Origin of the sequence: Mucilaginibacter sp. (genome assembly GCF_028287845.1) — a bacterium.
Taxonomy (GTDB): Bacteria; Bacteroidota; Bacteroidia; order Sphingobacteriales; family Sphingobacteriaceae; genus Mucilaginibacter.
In genome coordinates, this window is the sequence record NZ_JAQBOW010000071.1 from 39,085 (window position 1) to 59,304 (window position 20,220).

Sequence of the window (20,220 nt, forward strand, 5' to 3'; positions counted from 1 at the left end):
TTATAGATACGTGCCTAATAGTAACAAAGTTACTGATAATGTAAAAATTATGGGTCGGTTAACTGTAAAGATTGTTTGTTAGCTATTAAAGATTGGAGGTTGAAGATTAGTAATGGCAGGTTTTATAATTTAGTTAACTAATCTTCAATCTTTAATAGCTAATCTTTAATCTCTTTAACAACCACTCTCTTAATGCTGCCAAATAAGTTATTAAAGAAACGCTTGTACATTTCGGCATCAAATATTACAGAATCGGTAGCGGCTTTATAAGAAAGGAATAAACCAATAGGTGTTAAAATAATAATAGCTATCCACATACCAATAAACGGAGAAGCATCGCCGGCTTTAACCGCTTTTTCGCCAATTGTTGATATGATATAATAGATTAAAAAGAATATAACCGAAACTACAACAGGCAAACCCAAGCCACCTTTACGTATGATGGCCCCAAGCGGCGCGCCAATTAAAAACAAAGCAAGGCACGCTGCCGATAGTGTGTATTTTTTTTGATATTCTACCGATGCGCTATGCACACTGCCCGAAGCATCTTTATACCGCTCGTCGCGGGTTTTTATAAGGTCCTGTACAGAGCGCACTTCGCTTTGCGCGTTTGTAATATAGCTAAGCCTATCTGTATTGTTAGCTGTTTTTAAAACCCCTTGTTTGTATTTTATATAATTGCTTTTAGCATGTTTTGCCGGCATAAAAAAATACTTAATATAGGGCGTCACTAACGTATAATTAACCCGCCGTCCGCTATCAATTAAATGGTTGATGTGCCCCATGGTATCCCTAAGCTGTTTTATATTCATCATCTGGAAAGCGGTTTTAAACTCGCTTTCGTTAGTGCGGTGAAGTTTAAAACCAGACATATCTAATTTGTTTTCTGTTGATTTAAAACGAAATCGTGTAAGTTTCTGGCGGGGGTTGGGGCTATAGGTTGGCCCGCCAGGATCCTCCTGGTATTTTATACCGTCTTGCAGTTGCATAACTAGATACTGATCATCAGATGAACGAAACATTTTGCCTTTTTTTGCAAATAAAAGATAGCTTTCATTGGTGCTCAGGTCTTTATGATAAATGGTTATATCATAAAGGGTTTGGCCATCCGGATCTTTATGCATTACGCGGATAGTATAACCCGGAAAGCTATTGCTGAACACACCCTCGGGTAAAAAATTAGCCGATTTCTGTTCGCGGGCATCATATAGTAAAGAAAAGTATTTAAGATTGGCTACCGGCAGCATATAGTCGGAAAAAATGAACGCGCTTATACTGAGTACAAGAACTACCACAAACATGGGGTACATGGCCCGGTTTAATGATATCCCGGCAGATTTGATGGCAACAAGCTCATAATTTTCGCCAAGGCTGCCGTAAGTCATGATAGAGGATAGCAGTACAGAAAGCGGCAGCGCCATCTGCACATTGGTGGCCGAGGCATACACCATCAATTCAACTATAATGTACCACTCAAACCCTTTGCCTATCAGGTCGTCAATGTATTTCCATAGAAATAGCATCAGCAGCACAAACATTACTATCAAAAAGGTCACCAAAAAGGGCCTTATAAATGATTTAAGTAATAAAAGATGTATCTTTTTCACAGGTACAAAATTAGGGAAAAATCCCCGTTATGCGCCTAATACGCTTACAAGGTATCGTATTTGGTTATCCCAGATCAATCTGCGTTCGCCCATTGTATCTTCGGTGGCAAAATCAGTTATGCTAAGTGCAACATCGTTGGTTAGCTCATCCTGTATTATTTCCATCTCAAAAAAACAATGCGGATCGTCTTCCATCCATTTAAACCTAACCAGTTTATTTTCTTTAATGTTTATCAGCTTGGCTTTTTGCTGTTCATCATCCCAGGTAAAGGTATAAACCTGATCGCGCACGCTAACATCATCAGCAAACCATTGGGTAAGACCATTAGGCTCGTTTAGAAAGGTGTATAATATTCTTGGAGATGATTTTATTTCATACTCAATATTAAATCTCTTTTTCTCAGACATCGGGGAGTTTATAATTGAAGGCTAATAAGCCACAATGTTAACATTTTTTCTAAAGGAAACGAATTTCTGCTATATTTGCAAACCTTTTTTATGGGTAACCATTTTTAAGATAAAGCGGCTAAGCTAATTAGCGTGTCTTAACACTTAAAAAAAACGGCGGGGTAGCTCAGATGGTTAGAGCGTAGGATTCATAACCCTAAGGTCGGCAGTTCGATCCTGCTCCCCGCTACTGGCAGAAAGCCTTCGAGAAATCGAAGGCTTTTCTTGTTTGATAGAGTTTGCCGACTTAGCTAAATAATGGCAATGCCTGTTGTAATCCTTTAAGGCGCTATCAGTGAGCGATATAATGATAATCTTTTGTAAACATTAGGCATCTACAAGGGCAGACGCATTAAAATAACTCAAAGAGTACCGCCTATATAAGGAGGCTCCAATAGGAGCCAAAATAGGGTTTGTCTCGTCCGTCTATAAACAGGGAGCTCCTCCGGAGCCAGTATTTGCTGAAACAAAGCGGACATTTGACTCCGGGGGAGTCACCTGTTTATAGAAAAGCTATAAAGTTAGAAAAGGCTCCATGGGAGCCTCCTAATGATGTGTATTATTATTTTAATGAGTCTGCCCTGAGCCATCTACCCGTTGATAGGGTCTATTACGTAATTTAATCCTATCTTTATTTTCTAAACCTTAACGCAATGATTAAAAAAAGACCCAATCTTTTATTGCTGTTCCTGATTTTACAAAGTTGCACCTATGCTCAAACTTTCAACAAAGCCAAGTTAGATAGTTTTTTTGTTGCGCTGAACACGCGGGATGAAAACATGGGTAGCATCGCCATAGCTGCCAATGGAGTGGTGGTCTATCAAAACGCCATCGGTTATAGTCAGGTAAATAAAGGTTTAAAAACGCCAGCGACCATTGAAACTAAATATCGGATAGGCTCTATCAGTAAGATGTTTACCGCAACTATGATATTTCAGCTAATCGATGAAGGTAAGCTTAGCTTTGAAACGCGCTTGGCGAGTTATTTCCCACAACTTCCTAATGCCGGAAAGATCACCATAGGAGAAATGCTTGACCACCGTAGCGGTCTTCATAATTTTACGAATGACTCGCTTTATAGGACATATATGAGCATCCCTAAGTCAGAAGCCGAAATGACCGCCATCTTTGCCAGGCAGAAACCCGATTTTGAACCGGATGCAAAGGCTGAATATAGCAATACCAATTTCGTGCTGCTGGGTTATATCATTGAAAAATTGACTGGTAAAACCTATGCCGAAGAATTAAAAAAACGCGTCACCACAAAAATAGGCTTGGCAGACACTTATTACGGTACTAAAGCCAACCCAGCCAATAATGAAGCATACTCCTACGATTACGCAACACAGTGGACGCAAGTGCCCGAAACGGATATGAGTATTCCAGGTGGGGCTGGCGCGATTGTATCTACGCCGACTGACCTGATTAAATTTATAAATGCGCTTTTTGCAGGCAAACTCATTAGCCAAGCTAGTTTAGAGTTGATGAAAACGATGAAGGACAATTACGGTATGGCCATGTTTGCCTTTCATTTTTTTAATGATAAAAACGGTTATGGACATGCCGGAGGCATTGACGGATTTTCCAGTTTACTTATTTATTTTCCCGAGGATAAGCTGGCTGTAGCCTATATCTCCAATGGTATCAGGTATTCAACCAATGATATTGTCAAAGGTGCATTAAGTATTTATTTTAACCGCCCGTTTTCAATCCCTGAGTTTAATGAGTCTAAAACGATTACACTAAATACTACTGACCTTGATAAATATGTGGGTAAGTATACCAGTACCCAAATGCCACTAAAGATTGATATCACTAAAAACAATACCGTGCTGTTTGCGCAAGCCACTGGTCAGAGGGCATTGCCGCTGGAAGCTAAAGGAGGTGATAAATTTGTTTTTTCTGCTGCTGGCGTTACTTTGCAATTTGAGCCCCGTAAAAAAACTTTTACTTTAACCCAAGGAGGAAAGACCTATTTATTTACTAAAACCGACTAATGGGATTAAATTGTAAATTCGAGATTGACTGTCCGGTATGGGCTACAAAAGCCACTCAAAGGTGGCTTTTTTGCTTAGCTACAGCTTTGTCCTGTCATATCCCATTACAAGCCGACTAATAGCTTTTATATTAAAAACGAGGCCGAAGAAAGTAATTGATTGATAATAATTACATTTGATAAAACTCGCCCTGTATATGAAAAAAATATCCTTCATATCGCTATTTATTTCATGCTTTTTTACAGCCGGAGCGCAAACAATTAAGAATGCCAACCTCATTATTGGCAAGGTTGATAGTATACATTCTGAAATATTAAATGAAAACAGGCAGGTATGGATATATCTTCCTGCCAGTGCCGGCAATGTTATTTATGCCCGGCAACATTATCCTGTATTGTATTTATTAGATGCCGAAGATCACTTTACGTCGGTTACCGCAATGATTCAACAATTAAGCGAAATAAATGGTAACACGGTAGTCCCCGAAATGATAGTTGTAGGAATAACCAATACAGACAGGACACGCGATCTTACACCAACCAATTCGCTGATTGGTTTTAATGGTAAAACAAACCCGGGATTAAAAACTTCCGGCGGCGGCGAAAAATTTGCAGCATTTATAGAAAAAGAATTGATGCCCCACATTGACTCTTTGTATGCCCCATCACCTTATAAAGTAATAATTGGCCATTCACTTGGCGGGTTGGAGGTGATGTATATCCTGGTGCATCATCCCGGTTTGTTTAATGCTTATGTGGCTATCGACCCAAGCATGTGGTGGGATTCCAGAAAATTATTGAACGAAACAGAGGGCGTGCTGGCCCAAAAAAAATTCGAAGGCAGATCTTTATTCATGGCGATAGCCAATACGATGCCTTCGGGTATGGATACGATGGAAGCCAGAAAGGACACATCTGCAGCTACCATTCATATCAGAGCTTTATTGACGCTTAATGAGGCCATAAGAAGCAACGCCGCTAACGGCCTGACGTTTGCTTATAAATACTATTATCAGGATAATCATGGGTCTGTTCCGCTTATTGCAGCGTATGATGCCCTGCATTTTTTATTCAACGGATTTGGTTTTACCGCAGACGAAATTGCTGAGTTTTTTGATTTAACTGTTAAGGTTGATGCAGCAACATTAATTAGCGATCATTATCAACGGATTTCAAATCAAATGGGGTACAAGGTGCTTCCGCCGCAGTCATTGTTTGGCCTGATCGGTCGTTCCCTTTTGGTGAAAAATATGCCGGAGCAGGCCTACTCGGTCTTCAGTTTATATCTCCATAATTATCCAGACAGCTTTAACGCAAATGATAGTTTTGGCGATTACTATAAAAGCAAAGGGGACACACAGCATGCGATTGAATATTATTTAAAAGCGCTTGCTATTTTGGAGAACAGTGATACAAGGGCAAAACTTAAGCAACTTCAGGAAAAGAATTAGGAATTGTTGTAACCGCAGGAGTCCGCAAAGGACAAACTCAGGGCAAACGCATTAAAATAACTCAAAGCGTATCGCCTATATAAGGAGGCTCCAATAGGAGCCAAAAATAGGTTTGCATTGTCTTCTATAAACAGGGAGCTCCTCCGGAGCAATATTTGCTGAAACAAAGCGGACGTTTGACTCCGGAGGAGTCACCTGTTTATAGAAATAAGCTATAAAGTTAGAAAAGGCTCCGATAGGAGCCTCCTAATAGCGCGTATTATTTTTTAATACGTTTGCCCCGAGTACAAAGATCACAAGGCCAGGCATTATTTCCTTTTGCTTATATTTGGCTATGTTTCCTCATCCGTTTTAATATGCTTGACTTTCGCTTACAGGTTTTTTACACAGTTGCCAAAAGACTCAATTTTACTAAAGCCTCGGCCGAATTGTATATTAGCCAGCCTGCGGTAACAAAGCATATTAAAGAATTAGAAGCAAGCTACAAAACATCCCTGTTTGAACGGAGCGGCAATAAAAAGATCAGTTTAACCCCGGCCGGGGAAGTGCTTTTGCAATACACCGATAAACTATTGGATATTTATCGCGAGTTGGAATATGATATGAATACGCTTATTGACCAGCATAAAGGCATATTGCGCCTCGGTGCAAGCACTACAGTAGCGCAGTATGTTATACCGCCCATATTAGCACAGTTCCATAATAAATTCAGGGATATCAAGGTGCAACTTATCCCCGGTAATACCGAAGAAATAGAACAAGCTTTGTTAAGTAAAGAAATTGATGTGGGTATTATTGAGGGCGTTGCTCATAATCCGCAAATAAAATATGAGAAGTATTTAAAGGATGAATTAGTGCTGGTAAGTGCCGCGAATAACGCATCAATAAAAAAGGAAACCATTAAACCCGAAGAGCTTAAAAACTATCCTTTGCTAATGCGCGAGCCCGGTTCGGGAACTTTGGATGTGATAGCACATGCTTTAAAACCCCATCACATTAAATTAGCAGACCTGCAAATAGAGATGCAGTTAGGCGGTACTGAAAGTATTAAATCTTATCTGTTGCATAGTAATTGCCTGGCATTTTTATCGATACATTCTATTTTAAAAGAATTGAAGAATGGCGAATGCCGTATTATTGATATTAAAGGCCTTTCTATTGAGCGCCCATTCCATTTTATACAGCCGCATGGCCAGCCATCTTCACTTGCGGAACTATTTACGTGTTTTGCCCGAAATTATAAGCTTTAAATAAGAAATTATAAGCTTTAAATAAAATGATGCTATCAATAACTTTTGGTTATTGATAATTAGATTATGTAATAAAAAAGGTGTGGCCCAATAACGGACCTTTGAGTAGCAAAAAGAAAAAAATGCATACTCAAAATCAATTAACACCCACCAGCGGATATATCTTCGACGTTAATGATAATACCCGGAAAATTTTATTTATAGGCTGTATGGCCCTTTGTGTTACTACGTTTATAAGCCCGGCAATAGCTTTGTTAATGGGCCTTGTTATTGCCCAGCTAACGGGCCATCCCTATCTCCAACTTAATCATAAAGCAACACATTTGTTATTGCAAATATCTGTAGTAGGCTTGGGTTTTGGCATGAATGTGCACCATGTTATGCAGGCCGGAAAAGAAGGGATATTGTTCACCATTGCATCTATAACCGGAACTCTTGTTTTTGGTTATTTTATGGGTAAATGGTTAAAAATAGAACAGAAAACATCCTATCTAATTGCCGCCGGTACTGCTATTTGCGGTGGCAGCGCCATTGCAGCTATATCGCCCGTTATTAAAGCCGAAGAGAAGCAAATATCTGTCGCGCTGGGCTGTGTTTTTATTTTAAACGCTATTGCTTTGTTTGTGTTCCCCATTATTGGTCACCACCTTAATATGTCGCAAACGCAATTTGGCTTATGGTGTGCCATTGCTATTCATGACACCAGCTCTGTTGTTGGCGCTTCCAGTAAATATGGCGCTCATGCCCTGGAGGTTGCTACAACTGTAAAGCTGGCCCGCGCCTTATGGATCATACCTGTGGCTTTTATGTCGACATTTATTTTCAAAAACAAATCTAAAAAAATCAGCATACCTTATTTTATCGGTTTATTTATATTGGCCATGCTTGCTAATACCTATATACCGGCAACAAAATTGATTAGTCCCTATATGATCATTATAGCGAAAGCCGGATTAACGCTTACCTTATTTTTGATAGGCGCGGGGCTTTCCAGGAAAGTATTAGCATCCGTAGGGCTAAAACCATTATTGCAGGGAGTGGTACTTTGGATTGTTATTTCAGTTACTGCATTATATGCGGTAATGCATTTAGCATAATCCTTCCTAACTATTTAATCGACTTGATTTTCAGCACATTGTAATTTTTGGTGTGCCAAGGTGTGCCTGGTACAGTACAGTAATAATATTTAATGGAAGATAACTCATCATAGATTTGCCATTAAACGCAATCATTCCTTTTGCGATTGACCATTCATGTATATTTGCTATTGCAAGCAGCCACGTGAGTCATCCTGTTATAATTTGGTTAAGCAACTGGCTGAAAATAAAGTGAATCGATACATCATACCATAAACATAAAAAATCATGAACACAACAAAAATAGGCTGGATAGGGCTGGGCAAAATGGGTATTCCCATGTCGCAATCATTAATAAAAGCTGGCTTTCCTGTAATTGTATACAATCGCAGTAAAGAAAAAGAAGCGGGTTTAAAAGCAAGCGGTGCCGGTGTTGCATTAACCCCAGCGGCTTTGATACAGCAGGCAGAGGTAGTTATCATTATGGTTACTGATGATAAAGCTATTGGAGACATTTTTAAAGGCGGCAATGGCCTGTTAGGTGCAGGCACCAGCGGAAAGATCATCATTAACATGAGCACGGTATCGCCGGCAATAAGTAAGGAAATGGCTACTGCCTGTGAGCAGCAAGGCAATCATTATTTGGATGCACCGGTGTCTGGCAGTGTAAAGCAAGCGCAGGAAGCACAACTGGTTATTATGGCAGGTGGTGATGAAAGCACTTTCGAAAAATCTAAGCCAATACTTGAAAAAATTGGCCGCATGGCCCTGCGTGTAGGTGATACCGGCTCGGGCAACACGGCGAAACTCGTTATTAATACCTTACTTGGCATACAAGCTCAAGGATTGGCGGAGGCAGTTGTTTTTGCGCAACAGAACGGCATTAAAAATACAGACCTGATGACGCTCATCAATAACAGCGCGCTAGGCAGCCCATTTATTAAAATAAAAGGCGAAGCCATTGTAAATAATAACTTTAATGCCATGTTTTCATTAAGCAACATTGCGAAAGATCTGCGCCTTGCCAAGAACATTGGCCTTTCAACCCCGCTTGGTGAGGTTGCTTATCAAACATTTCAAGATGCAGAGCCAGCTTTGGGTGATGAGGACATTATTGCGGTTTACAAACAAATAAGTATTTAATTTTGCCGGAACCGAAATTGGAATTAAAGAATTTTAAGGGATTGTTTTAGGGCAAAACAATCCCTTAAAATTTCTCATCATAGCGTTATGCAACAGCTATAAAAGTTGTATAAATATTATTCAGACCAGGGCGAATGTAAAATGCAATCGCAAAAGTTTTTTCTATGGAAGTTCGGGATCATATACGCGCAAACATCCGCTTTAATGTTACCAAAAGTGGTTTCTGTTTTGTGTTCAAATCCACTGAAAAAAGTCGGTATTATCTTTTTCTTAAAATCATTTCTTGGAAACGCTGCTATAATGTCCATTCTATTCTGCTCGGTAAGGTTTTCATATCCCTCGCCCATTACATCAAGCCCAACGCCTGAATACATCAGGGCAACCTCGGGTTCTTTGTGTTCAGCAATTCCGATGGTTGTGTGAAGGGCTATGGTATCCCAAACAAGCTGAAGCGATTCTTTTGGAAGTCCGTGACTTTTAAGAAAATCCCGCGCGGCATTTGCGCCATCCACTTCGAATCTTTTATCAGGGCTACTGTAGTGTTTGGTTAAACCAAGATCATGAAAGACAGAGCTTACATAGAGCAATTCCGGATCATACACTATACTATTGCGCTGCCCGTTAAGGGACGAAAAAAGAAAAACTCTTAACGAATGATTATAAATAAATTCTGTGCCATGCTCGAGTAAAAGCTCAGTAGCTTGCTTAGCTATGCTGCTATCCGGAATCTTAATGCCGGCTACGGTTGATAATTGATTGACTAACATATCTTTGTTTTTTATTCAAAGATATTGAACACGGCGCTTTGATGGAATGTCAAAAACGGGCCTTTACATGCCAATATTTACGAAGATAGACCGATAACTATCAGGAGAAACTGACGCCATCCTTTTAAAGTAATGACTAAACTGTTCGGGGGTAGAAAAGTTCAGGTTATAGGCAATTTCCTTAACCGGTTTTGATGTGAATTGCAAAAAACGTTTGGCCTCTGCCAACAGTTGCCCGTCTATGATTTCCTTTGCGCCCTGACCGCCACATTTTCTACAAATATCGCTTAGCTTCCGGGCACTCAAACCAAGCATTTCTGCATAAGTCTCTACAGATCGGTTAGATGAAAATTGTTTAATAACAAGTTCCATAAATTTTCTATATAGCTGATTTTCCTGCTTATCATAAGCACCCTCCCGAAGTGCATCCTTCAGATTAGCAATCTTTATCATTATAACTTTTAAATAGGCAGCTATTGCATCAGGTTTATTTATGTATTCTTCCGAAACATATTCCTGGTGCATCATATCAAAAAGGGGCAAAAGATTGTTAAACTCCTTCTCTGAAACCGGTATATATTGGTGTGAGCTTACATTATTGAAGAGCACCGCTTTACAATTGTTGGCGCTTGCCGGAGTTCTTTCCCAAAAGCTATCTCCAAAACTTAAAGTATATCCTTTTATGAATTTAGCTGTATAGAGTGAAAAAAGTTGCCCTTTAGAAAGTAAAAATACTTCATTACCTGAAATAGGGTAAGACCTATTGTCTATCATAACCTCGCCGGTGCCATTGGTAAGCAGCAGTATCCTGTGATAGTTTAATCTCGTAACTCCAACCGGCAAACCATCTTTTAAAAAGGAAATAGAAAAGGAATCTTTAATTTCCTGCTCCTTTATTAAGTTCTGATCAATGTTGAGAGCGGCTTTCATATATACTTGCAAATTTAAGCACACGCTATTTAAAAGGTAGCTATTACTTAATTTTTTTACATTGATCCGATATCTGTAGTTTGGCTTCTAAGATTGATTTAAATAAAGAAGATAAATTAGGTAAGATCTTTAATAACTTAACTGCCTGAAATGTTATTTAATCAGGATGAAAAGAAAGCACTTGCTAAAAAACAATTTGAGGGAATCTTACAGCCATACAGTAAGACCGGCAAGTACTCTTTAGATCATTAGCATCTGACTTTATTATAATACTGCTAAATATTCCCTTGTCAAATATTATCAGAACATTTACTAACGGCCAGGTGTTGTATTATATAGTTATAAGCCACTATAAATGAGCTTTCTAATAATTGGCAATAATAAATTTTAATAAATACCATAACTATGAAAAAGTTAATCACACTATTAATGCTGCTAGGCAACATTACAGCCTTTGCCCAAAGCCAAACGGGGGCCAATCCGGATTCGGCCACTTTAATATTTGTAACCCAGGCCAACTTAAGCAATATGAAAGAGGTACATACCGGACAACTGGCCATTAGTAAGGCTAAAACCGCCGGCGTTAAAGCCTTTGGCACCAGGATGGTTGCAGATCATACTAAAGCAGATAATGAGCTGATGCAGATAATTAAATCAAAACGTTGGCAGGTATCACCACCGGCTGCTGCCGATGTGGCTCCTGATGATATGCTAACCCGTAGTTTAGGTTATAATTTTGATAGAAACTATGTAAGGATGATGGTGCAAGATCACAAAAAAGCTGTTGCTTATTTTGAAACAGCTGCCGTTAATGTACCCGATCCGGAGGTAAAAGCATTTATAAGAAAAACTTTGCCTGTGTTAAGGCAACACCTGGCCAGTATACAAACCATTGCCACTAATATGGGTATTACTTATAAATAAGCGATTATTAATATTAATGCGTTTGGTGATTAAAATCGATATAAAAAATTAATTCCCGGGTGAAGTAAGCAAATGCAACAATAAACCTATATCCGTTAAATGTTATTACTGTACCATGTACACGTTGATGCATCAATTGTGGTACGCTGAAAATTAACGGATTAATAGCAGTTGTGTGCGAATTTGTACTATTAATAAATGGACAGCCTTTGGTAAAATTATGTTAATAAGTTTTTGAGTGTACTTAAAACACTATATTGTTATTGTTCGTACAATATTATATCTTGTTTTAATTATGGAATAATAATATATTATGGAAAAAATATATATAACAAATCAGGTTAAATTAGAAATATTAAATATTGGGGGCCTAGCTTCAACACAACCTTATAATTTAAATGGATTTACACCCTTATTTACCTTAGGATACAGTAACTTTCCGCATTGTAAAATATTAGAAGACAGGCTACAATCAATAGCAATCCAATACAATACCGGGAAATTGATTTTGCCGGATAGTATATCAGAAGATCTTACTGTTAAACAGTGTATTGAATTAGTAATGATGTAATGTATAAAAAACAATTTGGGCAATGATAATGAACACGATTTCATTACATCAATACGAACAATTAAAAAAAAGAATACTTGTAACAGCCGGTATCAGCCATGTTTTACCCGCAGATTGTAAAGTACTATCACATCGTGTATCAAAAAAAACCGGTAATAGAATTAGTGAAACTACTTTTAAACGTATATATGGTTTTGCCCATAGTAAGTTTACGCCATCATTGTTTACGCTTGATATACTGGCAAAATATTGTGATCATAAAGGATGGAAGGATTTTTGCGAAAAAGAGGATAACAGTTTAATAAAAAACCAGAATGAAAATTTAAACTGGCAATTATTGCAGCAAACCGCTCACAAAATAACCGCATTTACACTACAGGCCCTAAAAAACAAATCGGGTATTCCATATAATCAAACTATTAAAAGGGATTTTATTGATTTTCATTTTGATGAATTTTTAAACTCTGGCTGTACAGGCACACTATTGACTGCGCCTGCCGGATATGGAAAAACCATAGCACTATGCCATTGGATTGAAGAAAAAATGGCTGCAGATGCAGCTAATGGGACTAATGACATTATACTATTGTTTAGCAGCAGTGCTTTAATGAGCGTTTTGCTAAGTGGCAAAGGTTTGAACGACTGGATACTTACTTTACTTGGGTACAGTATTGATAATGATATTAATGTTTTATTAGATATTAAGCAAAGGAAGGATAGTAAGTTTTACCTTATTGTTGATGGGTTTGATGAGTTTATGTTTAAAAATGAGCAATTCAAGGTTACTTTAAATCAGCTAATTGATGTTTTTTCACTTTACCAATCGCACGATTGGTTTAAACTTGTTTTAACTACGCGCTTTGCTACCTGGATAAATAATAGCCAGACTATGGAAATTGGTACCGGCACATGGTTTACGGGGCTTGAAAATGATAGTTATAGTAATGTGCCATTGTTTAATAGAGAGGAGCTTAAAAAGCTTTGCCATAAGATTAACCCCGCAGTAGAAAGCGTTATTTCTATAGAGGTAGCCGAAAGTTTTAATCATCCTTTATACCTGCAATTTTATTATAAACTTAATAAAGTAAACTTCTCATTAAACAGTGTTGATCATTTTTCTATCTATGAATTGATCTCTACATTCATTATACATAGGGTTTTTCTGGGCAATTACCCTACAGAAAAATTATTGTTTATTAAAAAGTTTGTTGAAGCGCTTGATTTTGAAAATGATGTTTACCAAATAGATAGATTACAGGTGAATGATCTTATAAAGCAATATAGCCATGCCTACCAGGAGTTATTAAGTATAGGCTTTTTAAGAGAAACGAATGAAAGCAGTAAGTACCATTATAATAACTGCATAGTATTTGGTAATGATAATTTTCTGGAGTATAGTATTGCCAGGATATTACTTTATGAAAATAGTAACTTGTTTGATGCTGATTTGATTAAAAGAATAAACACTTTACTAGCTAATAGCCCGCGGAAAGTAGAGGTATTAAAGTGGTGCATAATGCATGCTATAAACTCGGGCCAGTTAAGAAATATCGACCAATTAACAGAGGCGATCCTGGGATCAAATGAAAAATTAGAGTTGATTATATTTTTGGGCAAATTGTTGGAGAAAGAATCCTTATCAGTAAAAAACAATGAAGCTCTGGTGCAGTATTTTAAGCAGCCTTTTAGTAAAAAAATATTTGAATATTTTTTCGGATTTGAGCTTATTAATCCGGACTATAAAAAAGTGCTGAATGTTTTATTAAAATTTGAGTTTTCAACTAAAAAAAAGATATTAATTCATACTACTTTAGGAATAATAGCAGCTATTCAGCTTGATTTAAATGAGCTGGAGGCTTGCCTTTTAAATTTAAAAGCCTTCCAAAAAACAGCGTATGATTCTTTTATCATAAATCCATTAAACTGCCTTGATGCTTTATACTATCATTTAAAATATGGCATTATTAAACGGGAGGTTCTGCGCGATCTGACTAAATTATCATTTAATCCGCCCACAGACAGAACGGGGTTTAAAAAATGTGCATCAAATGACCTATTGTATTTATTGGGGTTAAATACAATGATGTTATGCTATAACTCTAAAAAAACAATCAGGTTTATTGAATTTTTAAAGAAAAATTATAAACCTGATTTGTTTGGTGATAATACAACGCAATATGGATTCTTTTTAAAAGTTATAACTGCCGATGCTTATTATGATTTGGGTAATAATACAAAGGTAGCAGAAACGTATTACGCTATTTCTAACGCTTATAAAAATAGCGGGGAACGGTTAACGCCTTATATGAAAATTTTGTTTCATAACCTAAAAGTTAAAACCTTAATAAACACACCGCGTGCAATTCATATCGTTACCGAAATGAAAAGCATTAATGCCATTGCTGATAAATCCGGCTATAAATTTCCTAAGCTGTATGTATCTGTGATATTATTAAAGAGCGCTGATTTGCAAACATCAATGCCCAAATTGTATAAACAGGTAAATTATGATTTTATAAAAATGCTACACGAAAATAAGCTAAACACCAAGATTTTTTTGCAGCAGAATGCAATAAGTAATGGAGCATAAAAAAAGGCTCCCTGGTAACCAGGGAGCCTTTTTCTGTTATAAAGTTAATGCTATTAAAGCTTGCGTTTAACCTCTACATTTTCGTAAGCTTCAACAATGTCACCTACTTCGATGTTGTTAAAGTTTTGGATATTTAAACCGCACTCGTAGTTTGCCGATACTTCTTTAACATCGTCTTTAAAGCGTTTTAATGAAGCCAGTTCGCCGGTATAAATAACCACACCTTCGCGCACTATACGTATTTTACTGTTACGGGTAATTTTACCATCTAATACCATACACCCTGCAATGGTACCAACCTTGCTAATCTTGAAGGTTTCGCGTATCTCTACGTTAGCAACAATCTTCTCTTCGAAAGTTGGTGCAAGCATGCCTTCCATAGCAGCCTTGATCTCGTTGATCGCATCGTAGATGATAGAGTAAAGCCTGATATCAATTTGCTCGGCCTCGGCCAGTTTACGTGCGCCACCTGAAGGACGTACCTGGAAACCAATAATTATCGCGTCAGAAGCGGAAGCTAATAATACATCAGATTCTGATATCTGTCCAACAGCTTTTGATATAACGTTAACCTGTATCTGCTCGGTAGATAGTTTCAACAATGAATCGGATAACGCTTCAATTGAACCATCCACGTCACCTTTAACAATAATATTAAGCTCTTTAAAGTTACCAACTGCCAAACGGCGGCCAATTTCATCAAGGGTGATATGTTTTTGTGTGCGTAAACCTTGTTCGCGTTGTAATTGTAAACGCTTATTGGCAATCTCACGTGCTTCAACTTCGGTTTCTAACACGTTAAATTTATCACCAGCTGTTGGCGCGCCCTGCATACCTAATACCTGTACCGGTGTTGATGGCCCTGCAGATTCAACACGCTGGCCGCGCTCATTGGTCAATGCTTTTACACGACCGCTGTAACAACCCGCTAAAATAGGATCGCCTACCTTTAATGTGCCTGCCTGTACTAATATAGTAGTAACAATACCACGGCCCTTGTCTAAAGCTGCCTCAATAACAGTACCAACGGCACGTTTCTTAGGATTAGCTTTAAGTTCTAACAATTCGGCTTCAAGCAACACTTTTTCTAAAAGCAGATCGATGTTTAAGCCTGTTTTTGCCGAAATTTCTTGTGTTTGATATTTACCACCCCATTCTTCAACCAAAATATTCATGGCCGATAGTTGCTCACGCACCTTGTCGGCATTAGCACCCGGGCGGTCAATTTTATTGAATGCAAATATAATTGGGGCACCTGCAGCCTGTGCGTGGTTTATAGCCTCGCGGGTTTGCGGCATCACACTATCATCAGCAGCAATTACAATAATTACAATATCTGTTACCTGTGCACCCCTTGCACGCATAGCGGTAAACGCCTCGTGACCCGGTGTATCCAGGAATGTTATTTTTCCTTTATTATCTGGCAATGTTACTTCATAGGCACCAATGTGCTGGGTAATACCACCGGCTTCGCCACCTATAACATTTGTTTTACGTATAAAATCAAGCAATGAGGTTTTACCATGATCTACGTGGCCCATTATGGTTACAATAGGTGCACGGGGGATCAGATCTTCCGGAGCATCCGGTTGATCAAGGATAAATTCTTCGTCCTGTGGTTTTACAAACTCAATCTGGTAGCCAAACTCATCAGCAACAATACTTAGTGTTTCTGCATCAAGACGTTGGTTAATGGATACAAACATACCCAGGCTCATACAGGTTGATATGATCTGCGTTACAGGCACATCCATCATTATCCCTAACTCATTAGCCGTAACAAATTCTGTAACCTTCAATACTTTTGATTGCGCATCTTGCTCTAATGCCAACTCATCCGCATTTGCAGCCACATCATCACGTTTTTGACGACGGAATTTAGCCCGCTGTGCGAACTTGCCAGATTTACCTGCGCCGCTTAAACGGGCAAGCGTTGCCTTAATTTGGTCCTGTATATCTTTTTCTGAAGGCTCTTCTTTAGGGCCGGTACTTGCCGGAGCATTACGGTTAAAGTTATTATTAGGGCGATTGCCTTGATAGCCGCCACCGGTATTATGAGGCCTGTTCCTGAAATCAGGACGATTGGCGTTATTATTGTTATTACCGCCACTTTGTGGAGCTGTGCCACCACCAGCCGGATTAGCTCCCTGCTGATTGTTAGTGCCGCCACTTTGTCCGGGAGGTGGATTATCTTTACGTTTTCTTTTACGTTTATGATCCGCATTAGTGTTTGATGATGAAGCTACCGGGTTACGTTTTGGCACAACAGGTAAAGTTATCCTGCCAACAATATTCGGCCCGCTTAAACGCTCGGCCTTAGCTCTGATAACATCATGGTCGCCGCCACCTTCTTCATTAGGTTCAACAGCAACAGGTGTTACAACCGGAGTCGCTATTTTTTTCACCTCTTCAGCCTTAGGTGGCTCTGGTGCAACTTCCTTTTTAATTTCAGCTACCGGTTCTGATAGTTTTATTTCTTCTTTTGGTTCTTCTTTTATTTCTTCTTTTAACGCAACAGGCTCTGGCTTTACAACTTCTTTTTCAATCTTCTCGATTGGTTTAGCATGTAAGTTATTCAGATCTATTTTCCCAACAACTTTTACACCCGGAAGTGAATCGGAACTTTGCTCTTCTACCTTTACAGGCTCAGGAGCAGGTACCGGCTTTGGTATTTCAGCCTGAACAGATGGGGCAGTGTAATTGCCGGCATTTTTTATCAGAATCTCTTCATTCTCAAAATCCCTTGAACGACGGTTTGTTTCAACCGGCTTATCAGGAGTAATGCCAGGCTCGTCTTTACGTATCTTGCCGATACTTATCTGCTTGGCTTCTTCCTTGATACTTTTGTCAACAGCAAACTCTTTCAACAATGCGCCGTACATGTCGTTATCCAGCTTTGCCATAGGTTGTTTTTCAACCTTGTAGCCTTTGGTAGCCAAAAAATCGACAATGGTACCCATGCCAATGTTAAGCTCTTTTACTGCTTTTATTAATTTTATTGATTTGTCTTCTGACATTTATTAATTCTTTCTCTGCTTTATTGTAATGCAAAAATACGATTTTAATTTTGCTTATTTTTTTTATTCAAATTCTGCTTGTAAAACTGATAGTACTTCTTTTACTGTTTCTTCTTCTAAATCGGTACGTTTTACCAATTCGCCTACAGTTAAAGCTAAAACCGATTTTGCTGTATCTAAACCAATACGTTTAAACTCATCAATGATCCAGCTTTCAATTTCATCTGAAAATTCTTCAATATCCACATCTTCATCATGCTCATCAGCCTCACGGTAAACATCAATTTCATAACCGGTTAATTTACCGGCCAGTTTAATATTATGCCCGCCACGGCCTATCGCTAATGATACCTGGTCGGGTTTTAAATATACTGCCGCTGTTTTTTTCTCATCATCCAGTTTAATAGATGTGATCTTAGCCGGCGATAATGCACGTTGTATATATAATTGAATATTATTAGTATAGTTTATTACATCGATATTTTCGTTCTTCAACTCGCGAACGATACCATGTATACGCGATCCCTTCATGCCCACACAAGCACCAACCGGATCAATACGATCATCGTATGATTCAACCGCTACTTTAGCTCTTTCGCCCGGCTCGCGTACAATTTTCTTGATGGTTATTAAGCCATCAAAAATTTCAGGTACTTCCAGCTCAAATAAGCGTTGTAAAAACTCAGGCGCTGTGCGCGATATAATGATCTTAGGGTTGCTGTTAAGCATATCTACCTTATAAACAATAGCTTTTACGCTATCGCCTTTTTTAAAGTAATCGGCAGGTATTTGCTCTGTTTTGGGCAATAAAAGTTCATTACCTTCATCATCAAGCACTAAAGTCTCTTTTTTCCATACCTGGTAAACTTCACCTGTAACAATTTCACCAACGCGGTCTTTATATTTCTTAAATATCTCGTCTTTCTCCAGTTCTAATATTTTAGATACCAGTGTTTGGCGAGCGGCTAATATAGCACGGCGACCAAAACTCTCTAAAGTGATCAGCTCAATATAGTCATCACCTACTTCCAGATCCGGATCAAGCGTTTTCGCTTCTTTTAATTCAATTTCCAGGTCATCATCCTCGCTAAAGCCATCTTCCATAACCACACGTGTGCGCCAAATTTCTAAGTCGCCATTATCCGTATTCACAATTACGTCACAATTTTCATCTGTTCCGTATTTTTTGCGGATCATACTTCTGAAAACGTCTTCCAACACGCTCATCATCGTTGGACGATCGATGTTTTTGAAATCTTTGAATTCCTGGAAAGAATCAATTAAATTAATATTGCTCATTTTTCATTAAAGTTATTTGTTCATTAAAGGCAATGAAGCTATCATGGGCTTGTTCTTTTTTTTAAGCTGTAGCTCATGATGGTTCTTACTTAAATGATATTAAAACCTTTGTTTCTATTATTTGCTCTACCGGGATAACGCTTTCAATAATTTCGGCCTTTTTCCCTTTTTCTTTTATTTTTTCTTCAATCAGTACAGCATCTTCTGTAATTGCCGTTAGCTTACCTTCTCTTTTACTGCCATCGGCCATTTTTATAGCCAGGTCTCTGCCAATGTTTTTGGTGTATTGTCTTACCATAGTTAGTGGTAAATCAATACCCGGCGATGATACTTCAAGGTTGTAAGGTGTTTTTATCACATCTTCCTCTTCCAGCTTAAAACCCACATAACGGCTTATCTGCACACATTCGGCTATCCCAATGCCTTTATCACCATCAACCAGTATAATCAATTTTCCGTTCGGGTGTAATTTAGCACTCACCAAAAATAAATCAGGCCGCGCAATTTCGGCAATCTTCTCTTCAACCAGTTCAACAACCCTTTTTTCAATGTTCATATCCGCATCCTTTTCCGCCATTACCGGAATGATTGGTAAACTAAAAGAGGGGGCAAACGGCCCCCTCTTTCTTAATTAGGTGCAAATATACTGAAATATTTTTGATTTTCAAGCAGTTCATGGCTTAAAAATCAAATCAATAAAATGTAATTTTCCTATTCGGGCATTACCTTTAATATAATCCCATATGTTTTTGTTGCCCGCGTAGTTATAATAGCGCACAAAATAACTTTGTTGTTTTGTAAATGGGGTATCCGGAGTAAATATTAGTATGCTGTCTTTAAGCTGATACTGCCCGGGCTGTATGGGCTGGTAGTCTTTCATATCAGTATCTGCCGGCAGGCGGTAAATGGCGAATAAACTTTGCCAGGCATTTATTGTATCCCTGTTAATATCATGCATGATAACAGACTCGATACCGGTTATTTTTAAGGATTGGTTGTTATTAACCAGGCTAATATTTACGGTAGTTTTAGGTGGATTTGCTGTGCAACCCAGGCAAACGCATATTATTAACAACCAAAATTTTTTCATTAAGTAATATTACTAAAACAGATAGATTTAAAAGTATTATAAAACAAAAGGTATAAAGTTTA

At 38.3% G+C, this 20,220-nt stretch carries 16 protein-coding genes and 1 tRNA gene; 9 read left to right on the forward strand and 8 right to left on the reverse strand.

Features of this window, described 5'->3' with window-relative positions; all coding sequences use genetic code 11:
* Positions 1 to 158: 158 nt before the first annotated feature.
* Positions 159 to 1,607 carry an LptF/LptG family permease gene (locus tag JWP71_RS06560; RefSeq protein ID WP_299498074.1) on the reverse strand — a complete coding sequence of 483 codons (1,449 nt, stop codon included), beginning with the start codon at positions 1,605 to 1,607 and terminating at the stop codon, positions 159 to 161.
* Positions 1,608 to 1,634: 27 nt separating this feature from the next.
* Entirely contained in the window at positions 1,635 to 2,015 is a 381-nt protein-coding gene (locus JWP71_RS06565; RefSeq protein WP_299498075.1) for an START-like domain-containing protein, read from the reverse strand.
* A 155-nt stretch (positions 2,016 to 2,170) separates the two neighbouring features.
* On the opposite strand from JWP71_RS06565, the gene JWP71_RS06570 reads away from it, so the two are divergent.
* From JWP71_RS06570 to JWP71_RS06595, 6 genes are all read left to right on the forward strand, one after another.
* Positions 2,171 to 2,244 (forward strand) — tRNA-Met (locus JWP71_RS06570).
* Between the two features lie 463 nt (positions 2,245 to 2,707).
* Entirely contained in the window at positions 2,708 to 4,051 is a 1,344-nt protein-coding gene (locus JWP71_RS06575) for a serine hydrolase domain-containing protein (protein WP_299498076.1), read from the forward strand.
* Positions 4,052 to 4,247: 196 nt separating this feature from the next.
* Entirely contained in the window at positions 4,248 to 5,501 is a 1,254-nt protein-coding gene (locus tag JWP71_RS06580) for an alpha/beta hydrolase-fold protein (protein WP_299498077.1), read from the forward strand.
* 356 nt (positions 5,502 to 5,857) lie between these two features.
* Complete coding sequence (locus tag JWP71_RS06585; RefSeq protein WP_299498078.1) at positions 5,858 to 6,751, forward strand: LysR family transcriptional regulator; 894 nt, start codon at positions 5,858 to 5,860, stop codon at positions 6,749 to 6,751.
* Between the two features lie 122 nt (positions 6,752 to 6,873).
* Positions 6,874 to 7,848 (forward strand): putative sulfate exporter family transporter, encoded by a 975-nt coding sequence (locus JWP71_RS06590; RefSeq protein ID WP_299498080.1) that lies wholly within the window; start codon positions 6,874 to 6,876, stop codon positions 7,846 to 7,848.
* A gap of 267 nt (positions 7,849 to 8,115) precedes the next feature.
* On the forward strand, positions 8,116 to 8,970 hold the full coding sequence (locus tag JWP71_RS06595) for an NAD(P)-dependent oxidoreductase (protein ID WP_299498081.1): 855 nt from the start codon (positions 8,116 to 8,118) through the stop codon (positions 8,968 to 8,970).
* Between the two features lie 116 nt (positions 8,971 to 9,086).
* Here JWP71_RS06595 and JWP71_RS06600 read toward each other — a convergent pair whose 3' ends face one another.
* Both JWP71_RS06600 and JWP71_RS06605 read right to left on the reverse strand, forming a co-directional pair.
* Positions 9,087 to 9,737, reverse strand: a complete 651-nt coding sequence (locus JWP71_RS06600; RefSeq protein ID WP_299498082.1) for an HD domain-containing protein — start codon at positions 9,735 to 9,737, stop codon at positions 9,087 to 9,089.
* Positions 9,738 to 9,800: 63 nt separating this feature from the next.
* Positions 9,801 to 10,667 carry a helix-turn-helix domain-containing protein gene (locus JWP71_RS06605; RefSeq protein WP_299498083.1) on the reverse strand — a complete coding sequence of 289 codons (867 nt, stop codon included), beginning with the start codon at positions 10,665 to 10,667 and terminating at the stop codon, positions 9,801 to 9,803.
* Positions 10,668 to 11,072: 405 nt separating this feature from the next.
* On the opposite strand from JWP71_RS06605, the gene JWP71_RS06610 reads away from it, so the two are divergent.
* The 3 genes from JWP71_RS06610 (at position 11,073) to JWP71_RS06620 (ending at position 14,752) form a co-directional block, all read left to right on the forward strand.
* Positions 11,073 to 11,591: a DUF4142 domain-containing protein gene (locus JWP71_RS06610; RefSeq protein WP_299498084.1), complete on the forward strand. Its 519-nt coding sequence runs from the start codon at positions 11,073 to 11,075 to the stop codon at positions 11,589 to 11,591.
* 313 nt (positions 11,592 to 11,904) lie between these two features.
* Positions 11,905 to 12,162: a hypothetical protein gene (locus JWP71_RS06615; RefSeq protein WP_299498085.1), complete on the forward strand. Its 258-nt coding sequence runs from the start codon at positions 11,905 to 11,907 to the stop codon at positions 12,160 to 12,162.
* A 28-nt stretch (positions 12,163 to 12,190) separates the two neighbouring features.
* The gene (locus tag JWP71_RS06620) at positions 12,191 to 14,752 is read left to right on the forward strand and encodes a hypothetical protein (RefSeq protein ID WP_299498086.1); all 2,562 of its coding nucleotides are present in this window, start codon (positions 12,191 to 12,193) and stop codon (positions 14,750 to 14,752) included.
* Positions 14,753 to 14,805: 53 nt separating this feature from the next.
* Here the strand turns inward: JWP71_RS06620 and infB are convergent, their stop codons facing one another.
* From infB to JWP71_RS06640, 4 genes are all read right to left on the reverse strand, one after another.
* Positions 14,806 to 17,769, reverse strand: coding sequence for a translation initiation factor IF-2 (gene infB, locus JWP71_RS06625; protein WP_299498087.1), 2,964 nt, complete (start codon positions 17,767 to 17,769; stop codon positions 14,806 to 14,808).
* Positions 17,770 to 17,832: 63 nt separating this feature from the next.
* Positions 17,833 to 19,068 carry a transcription termination factor NusA gene (gene nusA, locus JWP71_RS06630; RefSeq protein WP_299498088.1) on the reverse strand — a complete coding sequence of 412 codons (1,236 nt, stop codon included), beginning with the start codon at positions 19,066 to 19,068 and terminating at the stop codon, positions 17,833 to 17,835.
* Between the two features lie 85 nt (positions 19,069 to 19,153).
* Positions 19,154 to 19,624: a ribosome assembly cofactor RimP gene (locus JWP71_RS06635; RefSeq protein ID WP_299498113.1), complete on the reverse strand. Its 471-nt coding sequence runs from the start codon at positions 19,622 to 19,624 to the stop codon at positions 19,154 to 19,156.
* A gap of 117 nt (positions 19,625 to 19,741) precedes the next feature.
* Entirely contained in the window at positions 19,742 to 20,158 is a 417-nt protein-coding gene (locus JWP71_RS06640; protein ID WP_299498089.1) for a hypothetical protein, read from the reverse strand.
* Positions 20,159 to 20,220: the final 62 nt, after the last annotated feature.

What these genes read in the sequence shown, in the direction of transcription:
- JWP71_RS06565 (WP_299498075.1), bottom strand. Translation starts at nt 2,015, where the DNA reads ATGTCTGAGAAAAAGAGATTTAATATTGAGTATGAAATAAAATCATCT.
- JWP71_RS06575 (WP_299498076.1), top strand. Translation starts at nt 2,708, where the DNA reads ATGATTAAAAAAAGACCCAATCTTTTATTGCTGTTCCTGATTTTACAA.
- JWP71_RS06580 (WP_299498077.1), top strand. Translation starts at nt 4,248, where the DNA reads ATGAAAAAAATATCCTTCATATCGCTATTTATTTCATGCTTTTTTACA.
- JWP71_RS06585 (WP_299498078.1), top strand. Translation starts at nt 5,858, where the DNA reads ATGCTTGACTTTCGCTTACAGGTTTTTTACACAGTTGCCAAAAGACTC.
- JWP71_RS06590 (WP_299498080.1), top strand. Translation starts at nt 6,874, where the DNA reads ATGCATACTCAAAATCAATTAACACCCACCAGCGGATATATCTTCGAC.
- JWP71_RS06595 (WP_299498081.1), top strand. Translation starts at nt 8,116, where the DNA reads ATGAACACAACAAAAATAGGCTGGATAGGGCTGGGCAAAATGGGTATT.
- JWP71_RS06600 (WP_299498082.1), bottom strand. Translation starts at nt 9,737, where the DNA reads ATGTTAGTCAATCAATTATCAACCGTAGCCGGCATTAAGATTCCGGAT.
- JWP71_RS06605 (WP_299498083.1), bottom strand. Translation starts at nt 10,667, where the DNA reads ATGAAAGCCGCTCTCAACATTGATCAGAACTTAATAAAGGAGCAGGAA.
- JWP71_RS06610 (WP_299498084.1), top strand. Translation starts at nt 11,073, where the DNA reads ATGAAAAAGTTAATCACACTATTAATGCTGCTAGGCAACATTACAGCC.
- JWP71_RS06615 (WP_299498085.1), top strand. Translation starts at nt 11,905, where the DNA reads ATGGAAAAAATATATATAACAAATCAGGTTAAATTAGAAATATTAAAT.
- JWP71_RS06620 (WP_299498086.1), top strand. Translation starts at nt 12,191, where the DNA reads ATGAACACGATTTCATTACATCAATACGAACAATTAAAAAAAAGAATA.
- infB (WP_299498087.1), bottom strand. Translation starts at nt 17,769, where the DNA reads ATGTCAGAAGACAAATCAATAAAATTAATAAAAGCAGTAAAAGAGCTT.
- nusA (WP_299498088.1), bottom strand. Translation starts at nt 19,068, where the DNA reads ATGAGCAATATTAATTTAATTGATTCTTTCCAGGAATTCAAAGATTTC.
- JWP71_RS06635 (WP_299498113.1), bottom strand. Translation starts at nt 19,624, where the DNA reads ATGAACATTGAAAAAAGGGTTGTTGAACTGGTTGAAGAGAAGATTGCC.
- JWP71_RS06640 (WP_299498089.1), bottom strand. Translation starts at nt 20,158, where the DNA reads ATGAAAAAATTTTGGTTGTTAATAATATGCGTTTGCCTGGGTTGCACA.